A 24,144-nucleotide genomic window follows, 5' to 3' on the forward strand; every position below is an offset into this window, starting at 1 on the left:
CTCACTAAGAGCCCGTTTCATGCTCATGCCTTTGCAGCTTCGGCTATATTTACTTTCCAAATAGCAGGGCCGGTCTCGTGCACATTGGCGCCGGTACTGTCTACTGCTACAGTTACGGGCATGTCAACCACGTCAAACTCATAAATAGCTTCCATGCCTAAGTCTTCAAAAGCCACCACTCGAGACTTTTTAATGGCTTTTGAAACCAAATAGGCGGCGCCGCCAACCGCCATTAAGTACACTGCTTTATGTTTAGCAATACTGGCTACAGTGCCGGGTCCGCGTTCGGCTTTACCAATCATGCCGATTAAACCAGTTTGTTCAAGCATCATGTCGGTGAATTTATCCATACGGGTCGCTGTTGTTGGTCCTGCTGGACCTACAGCTTCATCGCGCACAGCATCAACTGGGCCTACATAATAAATAAATTTGTTGGTTAGGTCGACGCCCTCGGGTAAACCTTCTCCATTTTGCAACATAGACTGAATACGTTTATGTGCAGCGTCGCGTCCTGTCAACATTTTACCGTTTAAAAGCACCGTTTCACCCGCTTTCCAATCTTGAATGTCGGCCTTCGTAACGGTGTTTAAATCTATTCTGCGTACGTCTTCACCCACTTCCCAGGTTATTTCTGGCCAGTCTTCCAAACGCGGGGCTTTTTGCTCATATGGCCCGCTGCCATCTAAGGTGAAATGTGCGTGACGCGTTGCTGCGCAGTTGGGGATCATTGCTATTGGCTTTGATGCAGCATGGGTGGGAACTGACATTATTTTAACATCCACTACGGTTGTTAAACCCCCTAAGCCCTGTGCGCCAATGCCTAGGTCGTTCACTTTTTTATAAATATCGACGCGTAGTTTTTCTTCTGTTGTAACCGCGCCTCGGGCAATGAGGTCTTGCATGTCTACTGGATCCATTAAACTTTCTTTGGCTAGTACCGCTGCTTTTTCAGCTGTGCCACCAATGCCTATGCCTAACATACCCGGTGGACACCAACCCGCACCCATGGTTGGCAATGTTTTCACCACCCAGTCGGCAATATCATCGCTAGGGTTTAACATGACCATTTTTGATTTATTTTCTGAACCGCCGCCTTTGGCTGCAATCATTACTTCTACTTTACCCCCGGCAATCATGTCTATATGCACCACCGCTGGGGTATTATCTTTCGTATTTATGCGCGCACCTGCTGGATCTTTAACAATGGAAGCACGTAGCGGGTTATCTGGATTTAAATAAGCGCGTCTTGTGCCTTCATCAACCATTTGCTGCACTGTTAGGTCGGTCTTATCCCAGCTTACCTGCATCCCCACTTTTACAAAGCATGTTACGATCCCTGTATCTTGACAAATAGGACGTTTGCCCTGTGCGGACATTCTTGAATTAATGAGTATTTGTGCCATTGCATCTTTTGCGGCTTTACTTTCCTCTTTGTTGTAGGCTTGCTCGACAGCTTTTACGTAATCCAATGGATGGTAATATGAGATAAACTGTAAAGCATCTTCAATACTATCTATAAAGTCTTGTTGACGAATAGTGGTCATAAATCCCTCTTGATATTAGGTGTGCTGTAAAATTCTTGTGTAATACTTTATATCAACGATAATTTTACAAAAGCAAGTGTCAATGATCTGCGTAAATTGACACAAAGTGTGCAAAGCGACATGGTGAAAGTATAAAATCAGCAGTATACTACTCACACATAGATAATCCACCATGCATTATTAATTAAGCCAAGTTGTGCTTAATGAGCGGTTACTAGTGACGAGATTTATGCTTTGCGCCTGTAGTCCAGCAAGTAAGTATTTTTATTTTGGAGCAGCTTTGGCCTTTTCAATTAACACCCATACCGTAGCAAATTTTTCGCCCGAAAAAGTCTTAACCTTATTTAAAACCATTGAGGATAGATCCTGGTCTTTTTTACTGGACAGTTGTGCACAATCACACATGGGCGGCCGCTTCGATATTATGGTGCACTCGCCGTGTGTAACCTATGAGTTTGCACAAGGAAAACATTCACTAAGCGGCAGTTGGACACAATTAAGCACAGAAAAAGCGCATAAAAACAAACCAAATGAAAATGCCACCTCACTAAGTCATCTTTTTAATAATGCAATATTGAACTCGGTCTGCCCCTATAAAAACTTAGCCAGATTGCAAAAGACGTTTGACGAGTTATTTGATTCTTCATCAATTAGCAACAGCGAGATCCCTTTCGTTGCGGGGGCATTAGGCGTATTTGCCTACGATGGCAATACCTCTTCTGACAATATAAAAAACGATAAACCTCATCAGTACGGATTACCCGATATTAGCGTAGGCTTTTATCATTCAAGTATTGTCTATGACAATCATACCGGCACGCTGCATCTATTTTCAATTGAGAGTAACTTTATTGAAAATAGCCTAAAAAGCATTGCCAATCTGAGAGACGCACAAGTACAAAAAGATGATTTTTCTTTACTTGAACCGTGGCAATCGAATATGTCAAAGGAAGTGTATTGTCAAAAGTTCACCAAGATAGAAAAGTATTTGCAGGCGGGCGATTGCTATCAAGTCAATTTTGCACAACGATTTCATGCACAGTACTACGGTAGTGAGTTTGACGCCTACTGCCGCTTAAGATTGGCGAATAATGCGCCCTTTTCTGCCTATGTGCGTTTACCAAGCAGCACCATTTTGAGTCTTTCGCCTGAGCGTTTTTTATCAGTAAAAGACAGAATCGTTGAAACAAAACCTATTAAAGGTACTCGAAAACGCGACCCTGATCCTGTTATAGACAAAGCGCTAAGCGACGATTTGTTAGGCGCTGAAAAAGATCGCGCTGAGAATTTGATGATCGTCGATTTGTTGCGTAATGATTTAAGCAAGTTCTGCAAACCTCATTCAGTTAAGGTGCCATCACTTTTTTCGTTGGAAAGTTATCCGGCGGTTCACCATATGGTCAGTACCGTGGTAGGTGAGCTAAAAGATGATGCAAGCGCATACGATTTAATGAAAGGCGCGTTCCCGGGCGGTTCGATAACAGGGGCGCCCAAGGTACGTGCTATGCAAATCATTCAAGAGATCGAACCTGATAAGCGCGCTATTTATTGCGGCACCATTGGCTATATCGGAATAAGAGGCGACATTGACACTAATATTTGTATACGCACCCTACTTGCTGAAAATGATAAGCTTGAGCTATCAAAAAAAAGACCTGATGGCGGGTCCAAAACGATTTATTGCTGGGCGGGTGGCGGCATTGTGCTTGACTCTAACGACATTGATGAATATATGGAAAGCCTTCATAAAGTTGCTAAAATATTACCCGTACTGGAACAAACCTGTATCATAAACACCTCAAAAAGGAAGACCATTAATTGAACGAGCTCGACTTTCTTTCTGCTTTTAATCGCCCATGGTCACTACAGGAAGCGTCTGATTATCCTTTTTTTGAGGCCAAAAGACCTGCCGCGGTGCTTATTTGTTTATTTCCTAGTAACAATAAACTGCAGGTATTATTCACCCAGCGCGCGAGTCATTTAAAACATCATGCAGGCCAAGTTTGTTTTCCGGGCGGCAAAGCAGAAAAAACCGACCTCGATTTAGTTGATACTGCTTATCGCGAGGCTCAAGAAGAAATTGGCCTTCAACGCGAGCATCTGCGTTTATTAGGGCGCTTAGGCACTTACAAAACGATAAGTGGTTTTGCAGTAGTGCCGGTTGTGGCTATTTACGATAAACCTATCAAATTAGACAGCGACTTAATTATTGATCCAAATGAAGTGGCCAATGTGTTTAGCGTACCATTAGCTTATTTAATGGATACCCAACGATATTATGTAGAAATGGTTAAGCGCGAAAAAAATAGTTTCCCGATTTATTTTGTTCCTTATAAAGAACGCATGATATGGGGCGCAACTGCCGGTATTCTGGCGCAGCTGCAAAAGCATATAACGACTCATTTACTGGTATAACTTGCTTTCTACTGTCTAATTAACGTGCTTACTCCTGAACTAATGTATTAATTAATAAAATAACCATCCATTAATATTTCTAATCGTTAGCATTAGCTAATCTATCGCATTTTTGACTTGTGTTATAGCTATTTTGTGTAACAATTATGTTACAACTATTGAGGTGTTTTATGATTAGTGTTTTTGATATGTTCAAAGTGGGCATTGGCCCATCAAGTTCCCATACCGTTGGCCCCATGCGTGCTGCCTTAGATTTTTGCGAGGAGCTTGTTAGAGACGATCAACTGCATGAAATTACGCATATAAACACCGAGCTTTACGGCTCATTAGGCCAAACGGGTATAGGCCATGGCACCGGTAAAGCGATAATTTTAGGTTTATTAGGGTTTACGCCCGAAAACGTACCCGTAAAACAAATAGATAGTATGTTAAAAGATGTGGAAAGCACGCGCACACTGTTATTAATGCATAAGCAGCTTATTACGTTTGCCAAAACAGGCGCAATTGTATTTCATCGGCGTAAAGCCTTGCCTAAGCATGCCAATGGTATGACCTTCTTTGCGTACAACGACAAAACAATGGTCAAAACTACCACTTACTATTCTATTGGCGGCGGCTTTATTGTAAAAGATGAAGACTTTGAGGCACAAAAACAAGAAAAATATGCTGTGGCACAAATGGATGCTCCCTTTCCTTTTTCCACTGCCAATGAGCTTTTGCAAATATGCCAGGACAATAGCTTTCGCATTAGCTCCTTAATGCTAAAAAATGAAACAATGCTGCTGCCAGAAGCCGAAGTTAGAAGACGTTTATTGCATATTTGGTATACTATGCAGGAATGTATCGAAAACGGTAAGCAAACCGAAGGGATTTTACCCGGCGGGCTAAAAGTACACCGCCGCGCGGCCGCATTGCTAGCGCTATTAGAGAATGAAAAAAGTAACGACCCTATGCTTGTGATGGACTGGGTAAACTTGTTTGCCTTAGCGGTGAATGAAGAAAATGCCGCTGGAGGCCGTGTAGTGACCGCGCCCACCAACGGCGCTGCCGGCATAATTCCTGCCGTAATGAGCTACTATGATAAATTTGTACGCCCCTTGTCTGACGACGCTGCCTGCAGATTCTTACTCACCGCGGCCGCTATTGGTATTTTATATAAAAAGAACGCTTCAATTTCAGGCGCTGAAGTTGGCTGCCAAGGCGAGATAGGTGTTGCGTGCTCAATGGCTGCAGGCGCCCTTACTGAAATATTAGGCGGCTCGGTAAAATCAGTAGAAAACGCCGCCGAAATTGGCATGGAACACAACCTTGGCCTTACCTGTGACCCCGTTGGTGGTTTAGTTCAAGTCCCCTGTATTGAGCGTAACGCCATGGGGGCAGTTAAAGCCATTAACGCGTCGCGTCTTGCCTTGAGAGGCACCGGTAATCAGAAGGTATCTTTGGATAAGGTTATAAAGACAATGTGGGACACAGGTAATGATATGAAAAGTAAGTATAAAGAAACTGCACGCGGTGGCTTAGCGGTTAATATTATTGAGTGTTAGAGGCCGTAAAAAATTAAAAGGGTCAGGTCCAATTAGCTATTTTTCAAAGAAAAATAGCTAATTGGACCTGACCCTTTTACCTACTTCACCGGCAAAGTTAAATCTTTAAACATAGTCTCAAGTTCATCATTATTCTTTTGCATCATCGCACGCTCAACTACACTCTTAGTCAAATGAGGCGCGAAGCGCTCTATAAATTCATACATGTAATTACGCAGAAACGAGCCTTTTCTAAATCCAATCTTAGTCGTGCTGTAATCAAACAAGTGGCTAGCATCAATTTTAACCAAATCATTATCAAGTACTTCATCAACCGCCATTGAAGCGATAACCCCTACTCCTACGCCTAACCTCACGTAGGTTTTAATCACGTCGGCGTCGGTCGCGGTGAATACAATTTTGGGTTCTAAACCTGCCTCGCTAAAGGCTCTGTCAAGTTCGGAGCGTCCGGTGAAGCCAAACACGTAGGTGACCAACGAATATTTAGCTATATCTTGAATAGTAATGTTGGTTTTTTTAGCCAAAGGATGCGATTTGTTCACAATAACCGACCTATTCCAGTGATAACAAGGCAGCATTATTAAGTCGTTATATAAATGCAAGGATTCAGTAGCAATGGCAAAGTCGGCTTCTCCTTTAGCCGCTAAATCACTTATTTGTGACGGGGTTCCCTGATGCATATGTAAGGATACTTTCGGGTATTTTTGCATAAAGCCTTTTATCACATCGGGCAAAGCGTAACGGGCTTGGGTATGTGTAGTAGCAATATTTAGCTTACCTTGGTCTGGTAAAGTGTGTTCGCGGGCAACTGATTTTATACTTTCTACTTTTGCTAATATCTCTCTAGAAATATTAATTACTTCTTTGCCAGCGTCAGTTACATGCGTTAAGTGCTTGCCGCTTCTACCAAATATTTGAATGCCTAACTCATCTTCAAGCATGCGAACTTGCTTACTTATGCCTGGCTGAGATGTGTATAAATTTTCGGCGGTAGCAGACACGTTCAAATTGTTATTTAACACTTCTACTATGTATCTTAATTGCTGTAATTTCATTGAGTCCCTTAAAATGATGTGTGCGTAAACTTGCTTGTCTAATTTGTACTTGCTTTGATCAACAATAAACTGAATTACTGCTAAACAGAATATACATTTGGGCGATACAGTAATATAAGTTTGGGTTTAAATAATAGCTAATCTATATGTTTTTTGCATATTAAATTTATAGATTTTTTGTAATAGGTATATTTTATTGCAAATACATGTATTTATGCGTGTAATGCACATAGGTGCTATAGGGGGTTCAATAAAAAATATTAACAGTTCAATTAGGTAGACAAATGATAATGAAATTACCGAAAATTTTGATTCTCCCTATTTAATTAAAGTAATTGACGACGGCTCTAACTACCCCGATAACATGCTAGAAATGGCAAACGTTAAACTGTCTAATATGTTTATATTCAAGCGGTTAAAAAACGACGAATGATCCTGCGTGCACAATACAACAAAGCAAACATAAGGCCTAAGCTTCTTGCTTAGGAAGAAACAGCATTTTTTGTAGCCTGCAGTTAAGAGTCAATGTAGAAACCTTAACCAATAGAGTACAAAATACCGTGAGAATAGATGTGCAAGGCTCTGCGCACCAACACATTGAAAAGGGAATTGCTGCGCTTTCTAATCACGAGCCTCAAGGCGATTACACTGACCAGCGCAAAGTCGAGCTAGAAGCTATACGAAAAAGCCTAGAGATGAATGTTAAAGGCAACAATCTTAAACAGTTAATGGCAGAGAAAGAAAAGAGATTGAATCACTTTTTGCGCCCAAGAAAAAATGGTAGCCAGATAAAAGCACATGAATACTTAGGCTTTTTGCTTCAATGCTAGCTATAATGCTCACATAGACCATATTAAAGGCGTGTATTTTTGTTATTTTCTGAACTTCCCATTGATCATCGAATTGTAAAGAATTTGTCTACGGCTCAATTAAGCGACCTAACGGATATTCAAGCCCAGGCTATTCCGCACGCCTTATTGAATAAAGATATACTGGCGGCGTCAAAAACTGGCTCAGGCAAAACGCTTGCATTCGTGGTGCCTATGGTTAATAGATTATTAACTCAGCGCGCGCTTTCCAAGGCCGATCCTCGCGCCCTAATTCTGGCGCCTACACGTGAATTGGCCAAACAAGTTTATGGTGTTGTACGACAAATAGTCGCTAATACAACACTACAGGCTAATTTAATCGTAGGCGGTGAAAATTATAATGACCAAGCTAAATTGCTTAGAAAAAACCCGCATATTATTGTTGGAACAGCCGGCAGAATTGCCGATCACTTAAACGACAAACAACTTTTTTTACATGGGTTAGAACTGCTAATTTTAGATGAAGCCGACCGTATGCTTGAGCTAGGTTTCGTTGAACAGTTGGCCATTATTCACTCTCAAGCCGACCATAGGAAACGTCAAACAATGATGTTTTCAGCGACCATTGAGCAGGCACAAATTAAAGAAATGACCACGGTGTTGCTAAAAAGCCCACAAAAAATATCGGTTGACGCATCAAACAAACCACACAAAGATATTACGCAAATCTTTTATTTTTCTGATGGTGTGTCGCAAAAAGATGAACAACTTAGTAAAATTTTACGCATTGTGAATCAAGAGCAAGCCATTGTGTTTACCGCCACGCGAACAGACACGCAGCGAATTACTGATTTGTTAAATACTCTACACTTAAATGCGGTGGCACTTAACGGCGAGCTATTACAAAACCAACGCAATCAAGTACTGCAAGACTTTAGTAAAGGTAGATTTAGCGTATTGGTTTGTACCGACTTAGGCGCTAGAGGCCTAGATATAAGCAATGTTGCTCAAGTCATAAACTATGATTTACCTAAGTTCCCGGAAGAATACATTCATCGAATTGGACGCACCGGACGAGCTGGGCGTCAAGGCAGCGCAGCCTCTTTAGTGGGTAAGAAAGATTGGCTCAGCTTTCAGGCAATAAAGGCTAATTATTTAGACGACGTTAATTTCGGCGCAGTTGACGGCATAAATACAAGGTTTACCGGCATAAAAGCAAGGCCTAAAAAAGTCCTCAAAAAAGTCTATAGTAAGCCGGCAAAAATTGTGAAAAAAGCACCTAAAGCAACAACTAAACGGATAAATACAATGGGCTCAGTAGATATTGGACATGCACCAATAAAGCGCCAGGCAAGAAAAATAGAAAATAATTCAGATGACAGCAGACCAGACACAGAAGATTAAAGTTTAGCAGAAAGCCAAAACATAAATTTGCGCCAAGTCAACATCACTTGGCGTATTAAAACTGCCTTAGTAAATCCGGTGTTTACTTAGTATTCCCACCAGCAGTCCTGCCACCATTCCAAAAATTCTTCAAAATCGATATAGCCGTCACCGTTATCGTCAATCATGTTAAACCCTTCTTGCACATGATTGGCTTTTGTTTTAGGTGACAAAATCGTGAGCATTTCAATAAATTCACGTAAATCGATTTGACCGTTGTTGTCACTGTCGAAATAATCAAATTCTTTACGAATTTCTGCGATTTTTTCGGGGCTCAGGTCTTCGCTCGCTGATTTTGATTCAGTCATGTTATTCCCACTGTAATAAGCTTTTTCAAAGTTTACTCTTTTACCTTGCGCAAAGTCTAGATAAAACTCGACATAGATGATTATTCTTAAGTGCCACTTACAGCACTCATATTATTGTACTTGTTTATTCTTCGCTAATGCCCTTTCCCGTTGAGCCTGTGCTTTTTCATTTCGCTTTGCGTGCATAAGATCTCTAGCTTGGGTACCCACATGCTCTTGTGATCTTTGCTTAGCTAAATTAACTTGCTTCTCTCGTTCTCTGAAGCGCGATAGCTGATCTTGCGAATGTCGGCCAAAGCACGCTGGGCAGGTTACTCCCGCTTCATACTTATCACTTTGCTTGTCTTTTTCGGTAATAGGCAGCCTACAGCCATAGCATTGGTCGTAGATACTTTTTTCAAGCTCATGATTAACGGCCACTCTATTATCAAACACAAAACAGTCTCCTTGCCATAGAGACTCAGACTGAGGCACATCTTCGAGATATTGCAATATACCACCTTGTAAGTGATATACCTCCTCAAAGCCCTGCTCTTTTAAATAAGCGGTCGATTTTTCGCAACGAATACCGCCGGTGCAGTACATTGCCACTTTTTTATGCGTGTTTGGGTCAAGCGATTTAGCCACGTATTGAGGAAATTCACGAAATGAATCGGTATGCGGATTAAGCGCGTTCTTAAAAGTGCCTATTTCAATTTCATAGTCGTTACGAGTATCTATCACTGTAACCTCAGGGTCCAAGATTAGGGCGTTCCAATCTTTTGCAGCAATGTAGGTCCCTACTGACTTTGAGGGAACTATACCCTCTACACCCATTGTTACTATTTCTTTTTTGAGCTTTACTTTTGTGCGGTAAAATGGCTGCTCTGCATGCCATGAGAACTTATGCGAAATAGGAAAGATACGCGAGTCAGCGTTTAAATGTCGAAGTAAATTATCGATGCCCTCTTGAGGGCCCGAAACCGTCCCATTGATCCCTTCGTGAGCCAATAAAATAGTCCCTCTTATATGCTGAGACTCCATAAACTGGCGCAACGGTTCACGCATTTCCACATAGTTATGTAAGGTCACAAACTTATACAGCGCACAAACTAAATATGCGGCGTTTTCTCCGTTGTTATGATTCATTTTCGTTGTTTTTCCTTTGCGAGTTGGAACGTAAAACCAAGGCAAAATTGCGCCACGATATTAGCACAGGGGGACTTTAATGGCTAATCTGGCAGAACTGATCGTTAGATATTATAAATGTACTACTTTAAACAAGCCTATAGCTGCAGACTCGAAACTTCAGTGATGTTCTCAAACATTGTGTCTACAAACTCGGGGCACAATAATTCCCACTGAAGCTGTTGTTTGTTATGATTCAAATTGAACGCTTTTGGAGAAGGTTTTTCAGGCTGAACTAATCGAGTGCTGTGACCTGAAAGCGCCGTTTGCGAGTGACTGGTCTTAGCCTTAAAAGCATTGTAAAAACACTGAAAGTAATCATTTGGTGCAGATAGCAGAGCTATATCGGTTTATATCAGGTATGCCCTTAAAGTCGGTTCACAAGGCGAATTTTGAGAATCTGCGGGCAGAAGTAGAAGAAATTTTTTTATGAGCCTCTGCTACTTTTACATAACTATCTTAGCGCTGTAAACCACGCAGATCATTTTGTAAATCGTCTATTTCATCAAGCAAGCGTTCAATTTGTTTGGTCGACGTTAAGCTCATAAGTCCGATTAAATATTCGCTACCCGCGGCGGTGTTAGCATTCATTGCGGTTTTAAACTCAAGGCTTCTAAACTGATCAGGATTGACAATCAACTCGTGCATTTTTTGTTCAAACGTTTCGTCTCTTTCGGCAAGGGCAAACACACGCCTTAACTGCTGCTGATATTCACGTTTGTACGCAAGCCAGAAGGGACGTGTTGATTCAAAACGCTGATAAAATGTAGCGATGAATGCTTCTTGCTCGTCACTTAATTTACCTAACCACCTGCGCATCCCTTTTTGATTACGTTCAATCCACTTTTCCACGCGCTGGTTACTGCTCAAAGCCTGATTTTCTTTCAATTCTTCTTCGTCTTCAACATTTCTTTTCTCAAGATTTGCAAAAAGATATATGACTTGTTCTTGAGATAAAGTTGCGCCAAGCGCAACTAAATCAGGAGCAACATGTGAGCGTGCTCTAACCCAATGCCCCCTGGCTCTTTCACGGTGCTGTGTAATACTTTGTTCTGTTATATTATTATTTTTAATGTCAGTGACAATATCGGATAGCTGGCGCTTGTACTGCGGCAACTCTTGTTGTCTATGCCATAACATCCAGTTGCCAAGCATATCGTCAAACATGTCTTCTTGGGCATTGTCTAGCTCTACATAATCGTCTATGTACCAGTGTATTAACCAATCTACATTATTATAGGCAAACTTTGCTGAACACCCTCCTAACAAAAGCACGAATGCCAATAGCATCAGTTTTTTCATGCAATTGTTTTCCTTCTTAGATAATTTCTTGGTTATATATACGACAAATACAGCGCGAAAGGTTTCATGTAGCAGTAAAGAAAAAGCGCTTTCCCGATCGGCTTGGCGCAAGCTCAATAAACCGATGTGTGAGCATTTTGCATTTCATGCGTAAGATATTAATACTAGTAAGAACAAACGAAGGCCTCATTATTAAAAAAGGTGCGCAGTGGGCACCTTTTATCTAATAGTTAATATTTAAGCGTTTAAGCCAATGCACCCACCACCAAGCTGGACCAACGAGTAAATACCGAAGATCCTGGAAAAACGACGGCTGTTTTCCTTCAATTTTGTGCCCCACAAACTGCAATATCCACATTACTACAAACAAGACAGCAGAGAACTGCCACACGCTTATACCAGCGACGACTAACAAGTTTATACCCCCAAAAGTCAGTAAAGTGAGCAAGGTCATAGCCGCACCAATGGGGCCAGAGAGTTTGAAATAGTAATACAAGGTGGGAATAGCGGCTATATGGGCAAAATTGATATTAAACTGCGCTATGAAGTCAGGTACCGGAATTGACCATAATAGCCCCACGGTAACAAAAAATATACCGGGTACAGCTACTGCATGAATGAGAATATTGGTCTTATTTTGATGGCTTTCACCGTAGGTATTAATGAGTCGTTCTATGTCGCGCACAGTATTGTCCCGTTAGACACTTTAGCTGATTGTTAACGCTAAGTTTACAACTCACGCTAATTTAGCACAAGCGCGTTTGTTGCAATCGATGTAAATAGAGTATTTACATGATATATTTTAGGCATGATCCAATTATTTATTTTTTTATGATCCCATCTATTATACCCGTAGCAAGCACGCGTCAGCAAACAAATATTGCATATCAAATTAGTGTATTAAGCAGCCAAGAGCACTTATTTGAAGTAACTATGCAGGTAGACTTCTCGAAAAGTGATGATATTGCGCCCGCTTCTGTAAACGTTGCCTTGCCTGCTTGGATACCTGGCAGCTACATGATTAGGGATTTTTCTAAGAATTTACATAGTTTAAAAAGTCAGCAAGATCACATCGTGATAAAGCAACTTTCAAAACAAGAATGGGAAATTAGCACTAAAGATGACCAAGCGCTTAAGCAGTTTTCACTTCGGTATATTGTGTACGCAAACGATCTGTCTGTAAGAAGCGCGTTTATAAACGATGAATATGCGTTTTTTAATGGCACATCGGTATTTTTATGTGTAAAGGGCTATGAAAGTTCTGCTCATACTTTGCGTATAAGGCAACAAAAAGACTCGCTTTCACCGTTAATTGCCACCTCTTTGCCAAAGGCAGATAGACAAGAAACGCCACCTAATTCAGATACCGTATACAAAACCACAGACTACTTTACGCTCATTGATCATCCTGTGCTGATGGGACAGTTTGACGACTATTGTTTTAATGTTATGGGTCACCAATTCCATATAGTCTTTAGCGGGCAACACAACTTTGACTTTATGCGAATGGAGCGTGATTTAAGTGCAATAATTGAACACCACATTACGCTGTTTGGTGATTTTCCGTGCCCAGAATATTGGTTCATTACGCTGGTGTGCGACCAAGGCTTTGGCGGTCTAGAACACACCGACAGTACCGTACTTCAGTACAGTCGCTTCGATTTACCTTTTGTGGGTGAACCCGACAAAATAAGCAAAGAATATCAGCATTTTTTAGCCCTGTGCAGCCACGAGCTATTCCACACTTGGCACGTTAAACGTATCAAACCGCTACTTATGCATCAACCCAATTTATTTGAAGAAGTGTATACCCCACAACTCTGGATATACGAAGGCTTTACATCATTTTATGATGAGCTAAGTTTAGCAAGAACAAAAATTATATCACCCGCTCAATATGTACAAGTTTTAAATGAAGCCATAACGCGCTTAATGCGAAATTCTGGGCGCCACAAACAAAGTGTCAGTGAATCAAGCTTCGAAGCATGGAACAAATTCTATAAACAAGATGCAGGTTCAATCAATCATATCGTTAGTTATTATAATAAAGGCGCTGTTATTGCGCTATGCTTAGACATTACCCTTCGCCAGCAGTCTAATAACAATGTCTCACTTGACAATGTTATGAAATACTTGTGGGAGCAGCACGGTAAAACCCATATAGGAACCAGCGATACTGTCATTCTTGACTTATGTAAAAGTGAATTTAACATCGACTTAAGCAGCTTTTTATATTTAGCGACGCAAACGCCGATCGACCTTCCCCTACCTACCCTACTGCACTCTATTGGTCTTAAGCTCAATATGCGTTCACCTAATCACTTTCAAGACAAAGGTGGTCCAGCTGAGAATATTGCTAAGTACGACATTGGCGCAATAATGGCCATGGTCAACAATCAGTTAACAGTAATGTCAGTTCACGAAGGTCGGGCGTCATGTATTGCTGGTTTATGTGAGGGCGATACAATTGTGGCTTTCAACAAGTGGCAGTGCGATGACGTACGTTTTTGTAAGCTGCTAAATTTGTGTAAAATTGATGACATAGTGCCTATTGATATACTGCGCGATGGTAGGCTACTTACGCTTAACTTTAGCGTAGTGCGCGCCTTGCCAGACACCTGCGATATCGCCATTGAAAACTCTGCACTATTTCTGCAGTGGCTAGGCGTAGATCAACTTTAAAGAGGCAGTGTTACCAGCAAGGCAGGATCTAAACGCTCTTTAAACCAGTTGATGCGCCAATCCAAATGCGGGCCGGTCACTCGACCCGTGGCCCCAATTTCAGCCACTAAAGCACCTTGCTCTACTCTTTGTCCTTCTTCAACATGCAGTTTACTTAAATGAATAAAAGTAGACGTTACGCCAAAGCCGTGATCAATAATTAAAGTACCACCTGAATAAAACATGTCGCTGTGTGCAAGCCTCACCACGCCGGTTGCGGGGGCTATTACTGGTGTGCCTGTTTTATTGGCAATATCTAAACCAAAGTGTGGCCGTTTAGGTTCACCGTTAAAAATACGCCGCGAACCATAAACGCCTGAAATCCGTCCTTTTGCAGGCAGTATAAAATCTTGCGTAAAATATAAAAAATTTGAGTTATGCGCCCTTGCATTAGCAATAGCTCGATTGTCTTTGCTTATGCGAGCCTGCACTTCTTTAGGCGGACTGACGAATTTTTGCGCCACACCTTCAATACGGTCTTCTTGATACTCACGCTTTTTAAGCGTAATTGTTTGTATTTGCCAACGCGGTGAGTCTGGCAGTTTCCATTTAAGTTCATGACTTAGGTCTGCGTCGCGCCCAAATCCGAATACGAAATCGCCGTAGGCTGAGACCTTAACGGAGCTGTCGTTTAAACTGACCAAGTAATTGGCAGGCAGTTTTCCGCGCAGCAGACTGCCTTGCATAAACTCACCTACCAATAAAGGCTGAGCGAAAGCCAACTTGCTAAGCAGCATAAACATGACTATCATTACTTGCTTAAGAAGTTTTGTAATCACTCAAGCTCTCCATAAATCTTTTTAATATTAATTTTATACTATTTAACAAGGCGGCTTCGTCTTAGATATTAGCACTTATCATTGCGCCTTTACCTACGCCTTCAAATGCCATAACAGTGAGTGGGTCGTCTGTTTCTTTCTGAGTCTGCTCTAAGATGTATTGCGCTAAACACTCAACCGTTGAGTCATAGTCAATAAGCTCACACACTTGGCTCGCTATGGCCATTTCAAATAGTCCCTGAGACGCTTCATATTTAAAACAGTACACCGGTGCATCGTTAAGCAATGAAAAACTCAAAGCCTGCGCATCAACTGTATCTTCAGTGCTGCCAATATAAATATCAGACCATCTGTCGGCCCAATAGCGCTGCCACTTTTCAGAGCTGATCCCATTTTGTGAAATCAAGATTTTTGAACGATGTCCATGGGCTATACGTTGACAGTTGCCGTCATGCTTTTTTAAGCCGTGGGTATAATGATAAAACGGCGTATTGATGACTTCTTCGCGCAGGGTAATATCAATATCGTGCACATTTTCAGGCAAATGTGTTGTAATCACATCCTTTAAATACGCAGTGAGAGACTTTTTGGTAATAAGCGAAGGTTCACCTTCTAACTTATACACAAATGCGTAAGCCTCTGGTGGACAAAAAAGCTGAATAGGCAAACCGTCAGCAAAGACAAAGTCAACCTGCACTCTGTCGTCGCTAGCGGGTGAGTAAATGCGGGTGTTTTGATGATCTGCGGGCACGACTAACTTGTGGTCAACATATTCGTCTATTACTTTTTTTAACTGCTTTTTTACAATTCCAAAATCTTGCACCATACTTTCGTCATTTAGACCACCGTCTAATATGACGTCTACTATCCAGCTTTCTCCTACCATTCCGCGCTGGGGGCACAAATATGAAAAGTCCATTACGGTAAGATCGTTTACAAATAACTTCATGAATGATTATCGCCTTTTGCCGATTTTGTTAGTTGGTCTTTTAAATTAGGGGGTAGGCCCGAGATGGTCAGGGTATCTGTGTTTGCATCATAGTGAATGCGCTGGCCCAACAGTTTACGCTCAAAGCTGACGCTTACGCCGCCGCCTGCCCCTGAATATTTATTCATCGCATTAATCATCGACTTATCAGGCTGAAACTTAGGCTCAAGAGGCTGCTCTAAGCCTGCGTTGTAATGCGCGAAACTGTGGTTTCCCTGCGACATAGCCGGCAGTACGCTATCTACTTCATCAATGGCTATTTCTTCGCCTAAATCTGCTTTTTCTTTGTAGTATTTGGATATACTTTGGCGATGTTCGTGCTTTTCGTTTGCGTCTAGCGGCTGCGCAGATAAGTAAGTATCTAGATGTTGCACAAACTGTTTATTTTGCGATTTGGTGTCGACTTTTTCTTCACAGCCAATAAAACTCATAAAAAAGTCTGATACTTTTCGGCCCATGCGACCTTTAATAAAACTGATATAACGTTCATTTTGAGCACTAACATCTAGCTGCGTTAGGTCAATACGCACCGCGATTTGCATTTTACTTAGCTCTAAAAATTTATTTGATGTTAAATCAAGCTGCTGATTGACCGACATAGAGTCTTTCGTGTCAAGCATTGCAATGAGTAAATAATCGGTTGCCAAGTAATTATAAAGGCTAAATACGACATAGCCTGTTTCCAGCATCGCTTCATCGGTGATAGTTTTAACCAAATGCTGTGTGGCTTGTATACTGAAATCGTAAAAATCGATAGACTTATTACTCATTTGCGCGATTAAATTAGGCATCGTTTGAACGAGTTCACTACCAAATCCGCCAACGCCTTTGCTTGGCTTGCTGTTGAAATTGCTGTGAAGCTGCGTGGCTAGATCAATTATTGGCGCAGACACTTCAAAACAGCTTGGCCGAGGAATAAAAACAAGTTTACCTTCTTGCGATAAACTAATTTGGTGTACAACAAACTCATTTACGTTTGCACTCATATATTATGTGATAACCTTATAATTAGACGTTTACTCTCTTTGCGCAGCAAGTAGAGACAAACAAAGTGTTGGTGAAAATTCTAACAGCCATTATACTTTGCTGTATCGTGAAATATAGCCCAAATGTCGTCTATTTTGGTTTCATTTACGCAAAATCTAATTACCCATAGCGTAATTGTATAGAGTTTCATATCAAAAATCATAGGACAAATAAATGCCCATAAAATCGCGTTATAGTAATAAAGAATTTGACGCTCTTACCGAAGCAGTATTTTTAGCGCTTGAGAAGCATAAGGCTAAAGGCGATTTGTCTATTATGGTACTTGGCAATGTGCTGGCCAATATATTTCAGCATCAAGTAAACGATGAACTTAGGCCGCTTATGATCAATCAGTTTTGTGATGCTCTTAAAAAAAGCGCCAATAGCCCCAAGTCATGATTTATAATGAGTCACCGCGTAGAAAACAAATTGTTCAACAGGTCAGTTGGGGACACTGGTTTGCCTTTGCAAACATACTGATGGCGTCGGCAATATCGTCAGTCTATCTTTTTTCTTCTCCCCTAGCCGATACGCCTATCAGCTTTGTATATTTAATTACTACTTGGTTGAGCCACACCAGTTTTATCACCTTTTTAGGCTTTGTCATTCTAGTCTTACCCTTGTGTTATAAAATCACCAATTTAAACGTTTTAAAAGCCAGCGCATCGGTCATTGCGGCTGTGTGCTTAGCGTTATTAGCGTTTGATGCTCTGCTATACAACAAAACGGGCTTTCATATAACGTTTAGTTCAGCCGAATTAGTGAAAAACGAAGCGCAAGGCCAAATAGCCGCGTTTGGCTGGTTACAATGGTTTTATTTTGTGCTGCTGTTTATTATATGGTTAATGTTCCAGCTTGTTATTGCCAATGCGATTTTTAAACGAATTGGTCGATTCCAGCGCATAAAAATGGTTCGCTACGTCATTGCTGCTTTAGTGCTGTGCTTTGTCAGCAGTCACGCTATTCACGTATGGGCTGACGCTAGGCTTTATACGCCAGTATTGAAACAAGACAATATGTTTCCACTGTCTTATCCAGCAACTGCTAAAACGCTGATGGCTCGATATGGCTTTATTGATTTACAGCAGCTTGAACAGCAAGAACAATTGCAATATAACAGTGAAACTAGTCGTTTTAATTATCCGCCCAAGCAAGTTTACTGTAGTGTTGATAATACAAAAAAAATCGTGGTACTGGCTAGCTTAGACACGGTTAAAAACAGTGATATATCTTCATTAACGGCCAATCAGTTCCATTTAAATTTACAGCAAGAACCAGCAGGTTTAGCGCGCCAGCTACTGTTTGGTATTCCGAGTAACCTGCTGTCTATGACGTCTTCTCCGGCCATTGCAACAGAGCTACTGGCTGCCTTTGATGTCAACACAGGCTTCTACACAGCGGGAGAAAGCAATACAGCTGAATTTGAAAGTTTTACCCAAGCGGTCAACAGTGCTAATGCCGGCTTTTTTATGGGCGTTATGTCAAACGAAAAATTATTAGGGTTTGATTTGTCGACCTTACAACAAAATGCGCAAGTACTTGTTATTGCTAAAAGCGAAGACGCTACCTTCAAACTGTGGAGTAATTTTGTTCAAAGCAACCAGATATCTACTAACGAAGATATAATACCCACGGTATTAAGCGAGTTTGGCTGTTTGGCACCATCCATTCGTTTTTCTACTGGACAAGCTCTTCAATCGCCAACTCGCCAGTGGTTGGTAAGCACGCAAAATAATAATGTAATTGTGGTGAGATATCCACTGCTAACTGAAGTGTCCAAAGACGGTAGCTACGAAGTTACCGACCTTACGACTCAATCAAAGGTGCTTGTCGATTTAGACACTAACCTGCTGAGTCGCTCTATTAAGCATTTACGAGATTTTAGCGATAAATAAAATTCATAGATGAGAGTATAAATACAGTAAACATTAAAACGCTAGGCTTTTAATTTTTGCTAGGCTATCAATTTTAGCCTAGCGTTTTTATTTTCCTAAATACGCTTCAAATATAGAAGAAAAATCTTTCGCGCCATTCCCTTTTAAACCATGCAGTTGATACATAGATTTTGCTAGTGCGCCCATGGGCACCACTGAGTTATTTGCGGCCGCTGCGCGCATGGCAAGATTCAAATCTTTATTCATCAAATTAACCATAAAGCCGCCTTTGTAATCGTTTGAAGAAGGCACATTTTCCATTACGTGAGGCACCGGATTATATTTTTCCAAAGCCCAATTATTGCCTGAGCTTTGCTTCATAATATCTGACATTACGCGAGGGTCTAAACCGTTGTCTATGCCTAGTTTTAAGGTTTCACTAGTGCCTGTCATAATAATGGCCAGCAGCATGTTGTTGCATATTTTAGCGATTTGACCGGCGCCTTCACCACCTGCATGAAAGCACTTACTGCCCATGTACTCTAATATGGGGGTAGCACGCTTAACTGCGGTTTCTCCCCCTCCCATAATGAAGGTTAGGGTACCCGAATTTGCGCCCGCCACGCCGCCCGAAACCGGCGCGTCTACAAAACAGTGGCCATGGCAACTTAATAGGGCGTGTAACTCAATAGCATCGCTAGCATCTATTGTGCTGCAGTCGATAAACACAGTGTTGCCTTTTACCTTATCGATAATACCTGCGTACAAGGCTTTAACGTGCTCGCCAGCCGGCAGCATACTAACCACGACGTCAACGTTTTCTACAGCGGCTTCAGCACTTTTTGCTGCAACCGCCCCTGCTGTCACTGCTTTTTCAATTTGTTCCTTGACTAAGTCAAAAACATGTACCTCATTACCTGCCTTTACTAAGTTGGTGGCCATGCCAAGCCCCATATTTCCTAAGCCAAAAAATGCAATTTTATACACGTCCTTCTCCAAATTCTTGTACGAGCGAGTGTAGCGGATTGATAGGCTTTTCGCTTTGTGACTCTTGCATGTTGCTGTTAGCAAATTGCTCAAAATGGGCGTTTACAAAAATGTCAGGCACGTCAGATGCATGTGCATATTTCCATTTGGGTTGATTGTCTTTATCAATCAGCAGGGCTCTTACGCCCTCTTGAAATTCACCCGTTACACTGCACTGGTAAGCGATGCTAAGCTCCATTTGAAAACACTGCGCTAGGCTCAAAGACTGCCCGCGTTTAAGCTGTTCAAGCACTAGTTTTGTCGTAATTGGGCTGCCATGCCTGAAGCTTTGAATTGCTTTTTGTACAGGTTTCAGGTCTGGAAACTGCGCGTGCAAATTGTCGAAAAAAGATTCAATTTCATCAATGTTATACATATCTGCCAAGGGTGCTAAAAAGGGCTGAATGAGCGTTAAATTACCGCTAATATTATTCATTAAGGCCTGTGTAGAGCCCTCGTTGTGCAAATCGTTAAGCGCATCGTCTATGCTGTGAGCGTCAATACGATCAAGGCCGGTGAGTTTGTCTAATAACAGCTGCTTTGCACCATGTGCGAGAAACGTATCGGCTAAGCCGATATTAATACAGTCAAGCGCGTTTATACTCATCGCACTTAGGCCTAAAAACTTGCCAACGCCTTGGGGCATTTTATTTAAGAAGAAGCTGGCGCCTACATCAGGAAACAGGCCAATGGTAATTTCAGGCATTGCCACATGCGCCGATTCAGTCACTACTTTGTGACTGGCGCCTGCGAAAATGCCCAATCCACCGCCCATAGTGATACCGTTTCCCCAGCAAATGATAGGCTTTGGATAAGCATGAATGGTGTAGTCCAAACGATATTCTTGTTCAAAAAATTGCGCCATAAAATCAGGTAAGCGCTCAGGATCGCGAGTTTTTTGCTCAACCATTGCCTGATACATAGACACGATGTCGCCGCCCGCACAAAAAGCTCTATCGCCCTCACCGTCAATAAATATCGCACCAATAGTGTCATCATCTCGCCAGCTATCTAACTGAGTTTGGATAGTGCGCACCATTTCAAGATCTACGGCATTGAGCGCCTTAGGTTTATTCAAAGTAATACAGCCCACGGCGCTGTAGCACTGTGTGTTGAGTACTTTAATCACTATTTTATCAATCATAGCTACTTCCTTTTTGTTACAGGCTGTTACTCCTTAGAGTACCTCACGCAAATCAGATAACAATCGTCTCGCGATAATAACGCGCATAATTTCGTTGGTACCTTCTAAAATTTGATGCACTCGCACGTCGCGCACATGTCGCTCTAAAGGGTATTCTTTAATATAGCCATAACCCCCGTGAATTTGCAAAGCCTGATTGCATACTTCAAAACCTACGTCAGTAGCAAAGCGTTTTGCCATGGCGCAATAAGTATTTTTATCGGCGTTGTTAGTGTCGAGTTTACTAGCTGCTAGCCGAACTAAATGCCTAGCGGCGACAAGTTCGGTGGCCATATCAGCAAGCTTAAACTGCAGGGCTTGAAAGGTACTTAAAGGCTTACCAAACTGCTCACGCTCATGCATATAGGCAGCTGCAGTATTTAACGCCTGCTGGGCCGTGCCTATTGAACAGGTGGCAATGTTTATACGGCCGCCGTCCAAGCCCTGCATGGCCAATTTAAACCCTTGTCCTTCGTCTCCAAGCAAGTGGCTCTTCGGTATGCTGACATTGTCAAAGCTGACGGTACGTGTGGGCTGTGCATTCCAGCCCATTTTTTCCTCTGCTTTACCATACTCAAGCCCAGGCGTATCAGCGGGCACGAAAAACGCTGATATACCGCCTGCACCTGCAACGCCCGTGCGCGCCATTACGACTAAAACTTGAGTTGCTCCGGCACCGGAAATAAAGGCTTTTGAGCCATTTAAAATGTAATTTTCGCCGTCGGTTTTAGCGGTGCTTTTCATATTTGCAGCATCAGAGCCGCTGCCGGCTTCGGTTAGACAGTAGCTGGCAATATTCTCACCCGACACTAACGACGCCATCCACTGCTCTTTTACATGACTTGTACCCCAAGTCGCAATCATCCAAGTAGCCATGTTATGGATCGTTAACATAGCGGTAGTCGTAGTGCAGCCCATAGCAAGTTGTTCGAAAATAATAGAGGAGTCAAGTCGCGAAAGGCCTAAACCCCCTGCTTCTTCGCTGGTATACAGGCCGCAAAAGCCAAGCTCGCCTGCTTTTCTAATAACATCAACTGGAAAATGATGCTCGCGATCCCACTGCGCAGCAAATGGCGCCATTTCTTGCTGCGCGAACTGCTTGGCTGTCTCGCTAAACGCCTGCTGGTCATCACTTAGTTCAAAATTCATTGATAATGCTCACTTTTAATTAGGTAAAATTATTCTATTGCTATAAACGGGCAAATTAACGCAGATTAATTGACATATTTGGCACCACAGCACTTTCATCGTCAAACCATCTGGCCGTAATGGTTTTCGTTTCGGTATAAAAACGCGCACCCTGCTTGCCATAGGCATGCAGATCACCGTAAAAAGAGTTTTTCCAGCCGGTAAAGGAGAAAAACGGTAGCGCAACGGGTATGGGTATATTAATGCCTATTTGTCCTACTTGTACTTCGCTTTGAAAGGTTCTTGCCGCCGCGCCGCTGGCGGTAAATATAGAGGTACCGTTACCAAAAGGATTCTCGTTTATAAGCTTTATAGCTTGGGCTAAGGTGTCGACTTGAATGCAGCACAGCACTGGACCAAAAATTTCCTGCTGATATATTTCCATATCAGTACTTACGTTAGTAAACACCGTTGGCCCGATCCAATTGCCCTGTTCATACTGCGCTAATGAAAATTGCGACCCATCCACCAAACAGGTCGCGCCAGCTTGTTTACCTGATTCAATAAGCGCTAGCACGCGGGCTTTTGCTTGGGCTGAGATAAGTGGACCAAAACCGGCCTTGGGGTCGTCCCAAAGACCCGGTTTGACCTCACCAATTTTTTCAGCAAGCTGATCAATCCACTCTTTGCTGTTGCCTACAAAAACTGCGACCGAAATCGCCATACAGCGTTGTCCGGCAGCGCCTACGCTAGCACCCACTAAATTATTAATTACTTGTTTTTTATTGGCATCGGGCATTACGACTAAGTGATTTTTAGCGCCGGCGAAACACTGTGCTCTTTTCATATTTTGAGTAGCCGTTTTATAAATATGCTGCCCTACCAGCACGCTGCCCACAAAAGAAACGGCTTTAATGGCGTCATGCGATAGCAAAAAATTTACTTGTTCTTTACCGCCATGCACAATATTAAGCACGCCATCGGGCGCGCCTGCTTGCATAAATAATTCGGCTAGTTTCATGGGGGTATTTGGGTCTTGTTCTGACGGTTTTAGCACAAAGGTGTTGCCGCAAGCAATCGCCATTGGAAACATCCAAAGCGGAATCATGGCAGGAAAGTTAAACGGCGTAATACCTAAACAAACACCTAATGGCTGCACCATTGAATAGGAATCAATATTGCGAGCAACATTTTCTACCGTTTCGCCCATCATTAAAGACGCGACATTCGCGGCCTGCTCAACCACTTCAATGCCCCGCCATACGTCGCCCTTAGCATCTTCAAATGTCTTGCCAGTCTCTTTTGATAAGATGATGGCAATTTCGTCATGATGTTGCTTCAGCAAGTGTTGATACCTTAGCATCACGCGTGCACGCTCCGACACCGGCACCTTCTTCCAGCTAGTGAAAGCCTTTTGCGCACTCTGAATCGCCTCTTCCATATCGTGCGTTGTTGACACCGGAATTTGCGAAATATCCTCATTAGTAGCAGGGTCTTGCACCATAATAAACTGGCTTGAAGTAGATGTCACAAATTGGCCGTTTATGAGCTGGGCGACTGTATTCATATAAATGCTCCTAGCTAATGCGAATAGCTAATAGTAATAAGCCCTTTTGATAACACTTAACACTAGGGTTTATAAGAGTTTGATAGAGTGAACTCAAGTTCACCTTTACGTTAACGTCAACTATAAAGGAAACAGGGGGGAGTTGTAAATCATCTGTTAGCTATTTTCACGCTAATTGTAAAGATGGCCATTAAGAATTAATTACTACTACACCTAATAAATTGACACAGTTTTCCAATAACAGCTTGTAAGACTTCGTAAAGCT

The 24,144-nt window shown here is 42.1% G+C and carries 21 protein-coding genes; 8 read left to right on the forward strand and 13 right to left on the reverse strand.

Annotation, left to right across the window (positions count from 1 at the left end; translation table 11 throughout):
• Positions 1-23: 23 nt before the first annotated feature.
• A complete protein-coding gene (locus GPUN_RS04815; protein WP_006004029.1) occupies positions 24-1,544 on the reverse strand; it encodes a fumarate hydratase in 1,521 nt (506 codons plus the stop codon).
• Between the two features lie 280 nt (positions 1,545-1,824).
• On the opposite strand from GPUN_RS04815, the gene pabB reads away from it, so the two are divergent.
• The 3 genes from pabB (at position 1,825) to GPUN_RS04830 (ending at position 5,503) form a co-directional block, all read left to right on the forward strand.
• On the forward strand, positions 1,825-3,366 hold the full coding sequence (gene pabB / locus GPUN_RS04820; protein ID WP_006004033.1) for an aminodeoxychorismate synthase component I: 1,542 nt from the start codon (positions 1,825-1,827) through the stop codon (positions 3,364-3,366).
• On the forward strand, positions 3,363-3,959 hold the full coding sequence (locus GPUN_RS04825; protein ID WP_006004035.1) for a CoA pyrophosphatase: 597 nt from the start codon (positions 3,363-3,365) through the stop codon (positions 3,957-3,959). The genes pabB and GPUN_RS04825 overlap by 4 nt, the downstream gene beginning before the upstream one ends.
• A gap of 170 nt (positions 3,960-4,129) precedes the next feature.
• Entirely contained in the window at positions 4,130-5,503 is a 1,374-nt protein-coding gene (locus GPUN_RS04830; RefSeq protein ID WP_006004037.1) for an L-serine ammonia-lyase, read from the forward strand.
• Between the two features lie 80 nt (positions 5,504-5,583).
• Here the strand turns inward: GPUN_RS04830 and cysB are convergent, their stop codons facing one another.
• Positions 5,584-6,558, reverse strand: a complete 975-nt coding sequence (gene cysB / locus GPUN_RS04835) for an HTH-type transcriptional regulator CysB (protein WP_006004039.1) — start codon at positions 6,556-6,558, stop codon at positions 5,584-5,586.
• Positions 6,559-7,118: 560 nt separating this feature from the next.
• Between cysB and GPUN_RS04840 the strand changes: the two genes are divergently transcribed.
• Positions 7,119-7,388, forward strand: coding sequence for a hypothetical protein (locus GPUN_RS04840; protein ID WP_006004041.1), 270 nt, complete (start codon positions 7,119-7,121; stop codon positions 7,386-7,388).
• Positions 7,389-7,427: 39 nt separating this feature from the next.
• Positions 7,428-8,771, forward strand: coding sequence for a DEAD/DEAH box helicase (locus tag GPUN_RS04845; RefSeq protein WP_006004044.1), 1,344 nt, complete (start codon positions 7,428-7,430; stop codon positions 8,769-8,771).
• Between the two features lie 86 nt (positions 8,772-8,857).
• Here GPUN_RS04845 and GPUN_RS04850 read toward each other — a convergent pair whose 3' ends face one another.
• From GPUN_RS04850 to GPUN_RS04865, 4 genes are all read right to left on the reverse strand, one after another.
• Entirely contained in the window at positions 8,858-9,118 is a 261-nt protein-coding gene (locus GPUN_RS04850; RefSeq protein ID WP_006004046.1) for an EF-hand domain-containing protein, read from the reverse strand.
• A 111-nt stretch (positions 9,119-9,229) separates the two neighbouring features.
• Entirely contained in the window at positions 9,230-10,246 is a 1,017-nt protein-coding gene (gene trhO, locus GPUN_RS04855; protein WP_006004049.1) for an oxygen-dependent tRNA uridine(34) hydroxylase TrhO, read from the reverse strand.
• 498 nt (positions 10,247-10,744) lie between these two features.
• Positions 10,745-11,587, reverse strand: coding sequence for a DUF6279 family lipoprotein (locus GPUN_RS04860; RefSeq protein ID WP_006004051.1), 843 nt, complete (start codon positions 11,585-11,587; stop codon positions 10,745-10,747).
• Between the two features lie 223 nt (positions 11,588-11,810).
• Positions 11,811-12,272, reverse strand: a complete 462-nt coding sequence (locus tag GPUN_RS04865) for an Mpo1 family 2-hydroxy fatty acid dioxygenase (protein ID WP_006004053.1) — start codon at positions 12,270-12,272, stop codon at positions 11,811-11,813.
• 107 nt (positions 12,273-12,379) lie between these two features.
• Between GPUN_RS04865 and GPUN_RS04870 the strand changes: the two genes are divergently transcribed.
• On the forward strand, positions 12,380-14,269 hold the full coding sequence (locus tag GPUN_RS04870; protein WP_006004055.1) for a M61 family metallopeptidase: 1,890 nt from the start codon (positions 12,380-12,382) through the stop codon (positions 14,267-14,269).
• Here the strand turns inward: GPUN_RS04870 and GPUN_RS04875 are convergent.
• The 3 genes from GPUN_RS04875 to yejK form a co-directional block, all read right to left on the reverse strand.
• On the reverse strand, positions 14,266-15,060 hold the full coding sequence (locus tag GPUN_RS04875) for a M23 family metallopeptidase (protein ID WP_040520362.1): 795 nt from the start codon (positions 15,058-15,060) through the stop codon (positions 14,266-14,268). The two genes, GPUN_RS04870 and GPUN_RS04875, sit on opposite strands and share 4 nt — an antisense overlap.
• A gap of 88 nt (positions 15,061-15,148) precedes the next feature.
• Positions 15,149-16,036, reverse strand: a complete 888-nt coding sequence (locus GPUN_RS04880) for a 6-carboxytetrahydropterin synthase (protein ID WP_006004058.1) — start codon at positions 16,034-16,036, stop codon at positions 15,149-15,151.
• Positions 16,033-17,061, reverse strand: coding sequence for a nucleoid-associated protein YejK (yejK, locus tag GPUN_RS04885; protein WP_006004059.1), 1,029 nt, complete (start codon positions 17,059-17,061; stop codon positions 16,033-16,035). The genes GPUN_RS04880 and yejK overlap by 4 nt, the downstream gene beginning before the upstream one ends.
• 214 nt (positions 17,062-17,275) lie before the next feature.
• Between yejK and GPUN_RS04890 the strand changes: the two genes are divergently transcribed.
• The gene (locus tag GPUN_RS04890; protein WP_006004062.1) at positions 17,276-17,500 is read left to right on the forward strand and encodes a YejL family protein; all 225 of its coding nucleotides are present in this window, start codon (positions 17,276-17,278) and stop codon (positions 17,498-17,500) included.
• Complete coding sequence (locus GPUN_RS04895) at positions 17,497-18,996, forward strand: DUF3413 domain-containing protein (RefSeq protein WP_006004064.1); 1,500 nt, start codon at positions 17,497-17,499, stop codon at positions 18,994-18,996. The genes GPUN_RS04890 and GPUN_RS04895 overlap by 4 nt, the downstream gene beginning before the upstream one ends.
• 87 nt (positions 18,997-19,083) lie before the next feature.
• Here the strand turns inward: GPUN_RS04895 and mmsB are convergent, their stop codons facing one another.
• The 4 genes from mmsB to GPUN_RS04915 are packed head-to-tail and all read right to left on the reverse strand — an operon-like array spanning position 19,084 to position 23,879.
• On the reverse strand, positions 19,084-19,962 hold the full coding sequence (mmsB, locus tag GPUN_RS04900; protein ID WP_040520321.1) for a 3-hydroxyisobutyrate dehydrogenase: 879 nt from the start codon (positions 19,960-19,962) through the stop codon (positions 19,084-19,086).
• Positions 19,955-21,145: an enoyl-CoA hydratase/isomerase family protein gene (locus GPUN_RS04905; protein WP_006004069.1), complete on the reverse strand. Its 1,191-nt coding sequence runs from the start codon at positions 21,143-21,145 to the stop codon at positions 19,955-19,957. Before GPUN_RS04905 ends, mmsB begins: the two co-directional genes overlap by 8 nt.
• A 33-nt stretch (positions 21,146-21,178) precedes the next feature.
• Entirely contained in the window at positions 21,179-22,333 is a 1,155-nt protein-coding gene (locus GPUN_RS04910) for an acyl-CoA dehydrogenase family protein (RefSeq protein ID WP_006004071.1), read from the reverse strand.
• Positions 22,334-22,388: 55 nt separating this feature from the next.
• Complete coding sequence (locus tag GPUN_RS04915) at positions 22,389-23,879, reverse strand: CoA-acylating methylmalonate-semialdehyde dehydrogenase (protein ID WP_006004073.1); 1,491 nt, start codon at positions 23,877-23,879, stop codon at positions 22,389-22,391.
• Positions 23,880-24,144 lie beyond the last annotated feature (265 nt).

Source organism: Glaciecola punicea ACAM 611, assembly GCF_000252165.1.
Lineage (GTDB): Bacteria > Pseudomonadota > Gammaproteobacteria > Enterobacterales > Alteromonadaceae > Glaciecola > Glaciecola punicea.

Bases quoted from the DNA above. Each gene is read 5' to 3' on its own strand.
- GPUN_RS04890 (WP_006004062.1), top strand. From the start codon at position 17,276: ATGCCCATAAAATCGCGTTATAGTAATAAAGAATTTGACGCTCTTACC.
- trhO (WP_006004049.1), bottom strand. From the start codon at position 10,246: ATGAATCATAACAACGGAGAAAACGCCGCATATTTAGTTTGTGCGCTG.
- GPUN_RS04880 (WP_006004058.1), bottom strand. From the start codon at position 16,036: ATGAAGTTATTTGTAAACGATCTTACCGTAATGGACTTTTCATATTTG.
- GPUN_RS04830 (WP_006004037.1), top strand. From the start codon at position 4,130: ATGATTAGTGTTTTTGATATGTTCAAAGTGGGCATTGGCCCATCAAGT.
- GPUN_RS04875 (WP_040520362.1), bottom strand. From the start codon at position 15,060: ATGATAGTCATGTTTATGCTGCTTAGCAAGTTGGCTTTCGCTCAGCCT.
- cysB (WP_006004039.1), bottom strand. From the start codon at position 6,558: ATGAAATTACAGCAATTAAGATACATAGTAGAAGTGTTAAATAACAAT.
- GPUN_RS04870 (WP_006004055.1), top strand. From the start codon at position 12,380: ATGATATATTTTAGGCATGATCCAATTATTTATTTTTTTATGATCCCA.
- GPUN_RS04815 (WP_006004029.1), bottom strand. From the start codon at position 1,544: ATGACCACTATTCGTCAACAAGACTTTATAGATAGTATTGAAGATGCT.
- GPUN_RS04915 (WP_006004073.1), bottom strand. From the start codon at position 23,879: ATGAATACAGTCGCCCAGCTCATAAACGGCCAATTTGTGACATCTACT.
- GPUN_RS04895 (WP_006004064.1), top strand. From the start codon at position 17,497: ATGATTTATAATGAGTCACCGCGTAGAAAACAAATTGTTCAACAGGTC.
- GPUN_RS04860 (WP_006004051.1), bottom strand. From the start codon at position 11,587: ATGAAAAAACTGATGCTATTGGCATTCGTGCTTTTGTTAGGAGGGTGT.
- yejK (WP_006004059.1), bottom strand. From the start codon at position 17,061: ATGAGTGCAAACGTAAATGAGTTTGTTGTACACCAAATTAGTTTATCG.
- GPUN_RS04905 (WP_006004069.1), bottom strand. From the start codon at position 21,145: ATGATTGATAAAATAGTGATTAAAGTACTCAACACACAGTGCTACAGC.
- GPUN_RS04910 (WP_006004071.1), bottom strand. From the start codon at position 22,333: ATGAATTTTGAACTAAGTGATGACCAGCAGGCGTTTAGCGAGACAGCC.
- GPUN_RS04850 (WP_006004046.1), bottom strand. From the start codon at position 9,118: ATGACTGAATCAAAATCAGCGAGCGAAGACCTGAGCCCCGAAAAAATC.